General features: G+C 68.8%; 3 protein-coding genes and 1 pseudogene. All 4 read right to left on the minus strand.

The window, feature by feature from the left end:
- Window positions 1-317 (minus strand): annotated as a pseudogene (locus A0J59_RS20945) (superoxide dismutase); the annotation flags it as partial.
- A gap of 186 nt (window positions 318-503) precedes the next feature.
- Window positions 504-2,267 carry a cytochrome bc complex cytochrome b subunit gene (locus A0J59_RS20950; RefSeq protein WP_064317344.1) on the minus strand — a complete coding sequence of 588 codons (1,764 nt, stop codon included), beginning with the start codon at window positions 2,265-2,267 and terminating at the stop codon, window positions 504-506.
- Complete coding sequence (locus A0J59_RS20955; RefSeq protein WP_053371264.1) at window positions 2,264-3,325, minus strand: ubiquinol-cytochrome c reductase iron-sulfur subunit; 1,062 nt, start codon at window positions 3,323-3,325, stop codon at window positions 2,264-2,266. Before A0J59_RS20955 ends, A0J59_RS20950 begins: the two co-directional genes overlap by 4 nt.
- Window positions 3,322-4,101: a c-type cytochrome gene (locus A0J59_RS20960; RefSeq protein ID WP_064317345.1), complete on the minus strand. Its 780-nt coding sequence runs from the start codon at window positions 4,099-4,101 to the stop codon at window positions 3,322-3,324. The genes A0J59_RS20955 and A0J59_RS20960 overlap by 4 nt, the downstream gene beginning before the upstream one ends.
- Window positions 4,102-4,144 lie beyond the last annotated feature (43 nt).

The following is a 4,144-nucleotide window of genomic DNA, read 5'->3' on the forward strand; positions in this document are numbered from 1 at the left end:
AAGGAGCCGAAGTGCTCGTCGATCGCGGCGCCGATCTCGCCGGTGGGCTCGCCGCCGCCCTCGGGGGAGAGGTTGGTCCAGAACGCGGAGTGGTTGACGTGGCCGCCGAGGTTGAACGCGAGGTTCTTCTCGTGGAGGTTGATCGCGGCGAAGTCGCCGGTCTCGCGGGCCTCGGCGAGCTTCTCCAGGGCGGTGTTCGCGCCGGTGACGTAGGCCTGGTGGTGCTTGGAGTGGTGCAGCTCCATGATCCGCCCGGAGATGTGCGGCTCGAGCGCACCGTAGTCGTAGGACAGCTCGGGCAGGGTGTAGACGGGCATCCGGAGTACCTCCTGGTGGAACCGCGGGAGAGCGTCCCGCGGCCGCTGTGCGGTGAACTGACGGTGTCTCAGGCCCTCAGGCGGGCGCGGTTGGCCGCACCCGGGTGCCGAGACGACGATGACCCGCGACCTGTCCGCCTCGAGGAGGGGACTGGTCGCGGGTCATCGTCCTACTGTGCAGGAACCTCAGGGTCGACGCTCGTCGGCGCCCTTCTCCGGCTCGACGAGGTCGCGCCCACCACCGACGGTGGCGGCACCGGCCTCGATCTGCTCGTGGCTCTCGCCCTCGAGCGCGTCGTGCTCGCCGTGCGAGTGCGCGGCCGCGAGCTCGACGGGCGTCACGGGCTCGATCCGGTCCTCGTAGAAGAACCGCGACAGGCGCTGGAGGCGCTTGTCCTTCTTGTAGCCCTTGCGGCGCACGCCGCGAGAGTCCGTCGCCGGCTCGATCTCGAGCGGCTCGTGGGCCTGGTAGTTGACCCGGAGCCAACGCTCCTGCTCGTCGAGCGGGCGGTGCACCTCGATGTACTCGCCGTGCGCGAACCGCACGATCCGGCCCGTCTCGTGGCCGTGGAGCACGAGCTCGCGGTCCTTGCGCTGGAGGCCGAGGCAGATGCGCTTGGTGATCCAGAACGCGAACCACGGACCGACGAAGAACAGGACCCGGAACGCCCAGGTGATCGTGTTGATCGACATGTGGAAGTGCGTCGCGATGAGGTCGTTCGACCCGGCGAGAGCCAGGATGATGAACGCCGTGAGGAAGGCGACGCCCAGACCGGTGCGGACCGGCACGTTGCGCGGACGGTCGAGCACGTGGTGCTCACGCTTGTCCTTCGTCACCGCGGCCTCGAGGAACGGGTAGACGAACAGGAAGGTGAACAGCAGGCCGGGAACCACCACGGCAGGGATCAGGACGTTGAGAGGCACGGTGTAGTCGCCCCACGTCACGAACTCCGCCTGGCCCGGCATGAGTCGTAGCGATCCCTCGAGGAACAGCATGTACCAGTCGGGCTGTGCTCCCGCGGACACCGGTGACGGGTCGAACGGACCGTAGTTCCACACGTTGTTGATCGCCATCGTGCCGCCCATGAGGGCGAGGATGCCGAACACGACGAAGAAGAAGCCGCCGGCCTTGGCCACGTACACCGGGAACAGCGGGTAGCCGACCACGTTCGTGTCCGTGCGGCCGCCACCGGGGTACTGCGTGTGCTTGTGCAGCACGACGAAGAACAGGTGGAGCGCGACGAGCGCGAGGATCAGGCCGGGCACGAGCAGGATGTGCACCGTGAAGAGTCTCGGGATGATGTGCTCGCCCGGGAACTCGCCGCCGAAGATGAAGTAGGAGAGGTACGACCCGATGAGCGGGATCGACTTCACGACGCCGTCGGTGATGCGCAGGCCGTTGCCGGACAGGACGTCGTCGGGCAGGGAGTAGCCGGAGAAGCCGGCGGCGAGGCCCATGATCATGAGCAGCATGCCGACGAGCCAGTTGATCTCGCGCGGCTTGCGGAACGCGCCCGTGAAGAACACGCGCATCATGTGCGTGACGATCGCCGCGAGGAAGATCAGCGCCGCCCAGTGGTGGATCTGCCGCATGAGCAGACCGCCGCGCACCTCGAAGGACATGTGCAGCGTCGACGCGAACGCGTCGGACATGAGCACGCCGTTCATCGACGCGGGCTCGCCGTGGTACGTGACGAGTGACATGCTCGGCACGAAGAACATCGTCAGGAAGATCCCCGTGAGGATCAGGACGACGAACGAGTACAGCGCGATCTCGCCCAGGAGGAACGACCAGTGGTCGGGGAAGACCTTGCGTGCGAACTCCTTGACGGCGACGCCGATGCCGGTGCGCTGGTCGAGGTAGTCGGCGGCCTTGCCGGCGGGGGTCGTCGGCGCGGCTGACTTCGGTGCGGCCGCCTTGGGTGCGGCGGTTCCGGTGCTGGTGGTCACTTCAGACGCTCCCAGAAGCTCGGGCCGATGGGCTCGTGGAAGTCGCTCTGGGCGACCAGGTAGCCCTCGTCATCAACGGTGATCGGCAGCTGCGGCAGGGGCCGCTTCGCGGGCCCGAAGACCACCTTGGCGCTGTCGGCCACGTCGAACGTCGACTGGTGGCACGGGCACAGCAGGTGGTGCGTCTGCTGCTCGTAGAGCGCCACGGGGCAGCCGACGTGCGTGCAGATCTTGGAGAACGCGACGATCCCGTCGTACGACCAGGTCTCACCCTCGGGGGACTGGTCGGACACGATGTCACGCGGGTCGAGACGGACCAGCAGGACGACGGCCTTGGCCTTCTCCGTGATCCACTCGTGGGACTGCATCTCCTCCTGGGAGGCCTCCGGGATGATGTGCACGACCGAGCCGATCGTCACGTCCGCCGCCTTGATGGGCCGGCCGGAGGGGTCGATCGCGAGGCGCGTCCCGGGCTTCCAGAGGGTGTGCTTGAACTTCGAGACGTTCCAGTCGCCACCGACGCTGCCGACGAGCGGGACGGCGATGGTGAGGGGGAACAGCGCGAGCGCGGAGATGACCGCACCCTTGAGGACGCCGCGGCGGGCGATGCCCGAGTCCTTGGCGCCGGCCTCGAGCTCGGCGATCGCGCCGACGCGGGTCTCGGCGTCGCTCGCGATGGGGTGGCGCTCGTCGACCTTCTCGTGGTCGGACATGAGCACCTTCGCCCAGTGCACGGCGCCGAGGCCGATGCCGAGCAGCGCGAAGGCGATGGCCACACCGAGCGAGAGCGTCGACAGGCGCACGCCGGCCGTGGTCCCGTCCGGCGGGATGACGAAGTAGACGACGAGCGCGGCGATCGTGCCGATCACCGAGATGCCGAAGAGGGTCGCGACCTGGCGCTCGGCGCGCTTCGACGCCTTCGGGTCGCGGTCCGCCATGCGGCTCTTGTGCTCGGGCAGCCCCGGGTCCGGGAACGTCTCGAGGGTGCCGTGCTCCTCGCGGTGCCCGACCTCGCGGTGCGAGGACTCGGGCGACCGGGGGTTCTGGTAGTCGCTCACGAGGACTTCGCTCCGATCCACACTGCGGCCCCGATGAGGAGACCCATTCCGACGATCCAGGCCCACAGGCCCTCGCTGACCGGGCCGAGCGAGCCGAGCGACAGACCACCGGCCGAGCCCTCACGCTGGTCGACGAGGAAAGCGATGACGTCGCGCTTCTCCTCCGGCGTGATGGTCGCGTCGTTGAAGACCGGCATCGACTGCGGGCCGGTGAGCATCGCCTGGTAGAGGTTGCGCTCCGACGTGTCCCACAGCGGAGGCGCGAACTTGCCCTCGGAGAGCGCGCCGCCCGCCCCGACGGCGTTGTGGCACATCGCGCAGTTGGTGCGGAAGATCGCGGCGCCGTTCGCGACGTCGCCGAGCGAGGCGTCGACCTGCTCGTCCGTCGGGATCGCCGGGCCGGCACCGAGCGAGGCGACGTAGGCAGCGAGCTGCGCCGTCTGCTCCTCGTCGAACTGGCGAGGCTTCTGGATGGCCTGCGGACCGTCCATCTGCATGGGCATGCGGCCGGTGGACACCTGGAAGTCGACCGACGCGGCGCCGACACCGACGAGCGACGGAGCCGTGCCCGTGCCCTCGGCGTTCGGGCCGTGGCACGTGGCGCAGTTGGCCTGGAACAGCTTCTGGCCGGTCTCGATGTCCTCGGTGCTGGCGGTCTCGGCGTTGGCCGGGGTCGGTGCAAAGGCGGCGTAGACGCCACCGGTGACCAGCAGCGCCAGCAGCAGCAGCACGACCGGCGCGAAGCGGTGGTGTCTGCGGGCGGCGAGTGCCTTCACGAAATGATCCTCGTCTCGCAGGTGGGGGAGCAGGGGGCGGGTG

The organism is Cellulosimicrobium sp. I38E (assembly GCF_001647255.1).
Lineage (GTDB): Bacteria > Actinomycetota > Actinomycetes > Actinomycetales > Cellulomonadaceae > Cellulosimicrobium > Cellulosimicrobium cellulans_E.